The sequence below is a fragment of the Synechococcus sp. BA-120 BA3 genome (genome assembly GCF_034931285.1).
GTDB lineage: Bacteria > Cyanobacteriota > Cyanobacteriia > PCC-6307 > Cyanobiaceae > Cyanobium.
In genome coordinates, this window is the sequence record NZ_JAYGHZ010000213.1 from 1 (window position 1) to 848 (window position 848).

General features: G+C 73.0%; 2 protein-coding genes. One reads left to right on the forward strand and one right to left on the reverse strand.

Translation table 11 applies throughout. The annotated features are described in order from the left end of the window. Positions 1 to 304 (reverse strand): DUF2518 family protein (locus VB737_RS07345; RefSeq protein ID WP_500312260.1); only part of this gene is annotated, 304 nt, incomplete at its 3' end. Between the two features lie 113 nt (positions 305 to 417). Between VB737_RS07345 and VB737_RS07350 the strand changes: the two genes are divergently transcribed. Further along, positions 418 to 848 (forward strand): hypothetical protein (locus tag VB737_RS07350; RefSeq protein WP_500312261.1); only part of this gene is annotated, 431 nt, incomplete at its 3' end.

The window sequence follows — 848 nt, forward strand, 5'->3', positions numbered from 1 at the left end:
GCTCGAGGGTGGGGGCGACCGCGTCGGCCTCGAGGCTGGCCGGGGCGGCGGCGATGACCAGATCCGTGCCGTTGTCGAACACGACCGGCACCTGGACCGCCCCCGGCACGCTCACCCGGGGGTTGTAGCTGACCGAGAAGGCGAGGCAGGAGAGCGCCAGCAGGGCCGTGAAGCTGGTGATCCCCACCAGGCGGAAGCGGATGCCCCAGCGGGCGAGGAATCCGGCGATGGTGAGCACCGCCAGCACCCCGCTGGCGGCACCCAGCCAGGTACCGGCCACGAGCAGGATCGGATCAGCGGCCATGGGGCTGGGGAAGGCGTGACAAGCCCCCTATATTGCGGCCGCCCATGGACGGCGACCGACCCCGGTGGATGCGATGGAAGCCTGACAGTCGGCTCTGGCCAGCCCGCCGGCGTGTGTGGAAAGGGCTTTTCGCCGTCGGTGTCCTGGGGGCGGGCCTGGGCCTCGGGGTCTTCTGGTTCGATCGCATCGTCGCCGACCTGTATGGCCGATTTCGGCCCACCCTGGAGCGGCAGGTCGGCTCCGCCATGGGCCGCCCCCTGGTGCTGGGCCCGTACCGGGGCCTGAAGCCCGATGGGCTCTGGATCGGCCCCAGCCGCTTCCTGCCCGGCCCCAAAGACGCCTCCACGGTCGCGGTCGAGGGGGTGCGGGTGCGCCTCGACCCGCTGGCCAGCCTGGGGCTGCGCGGGCTGGTGCTGGATGTGGGGCTCGAGCGGGCCCGTGCCGAACTGCGCCGCAACGCCAGCGGCCAGTTCTGGGTGCTGGGTTCGGTCCCCCCGGGGCGTGAGCCGCCGCGGATCGACCTGCGCCTGGGGCTGCTCCAGCC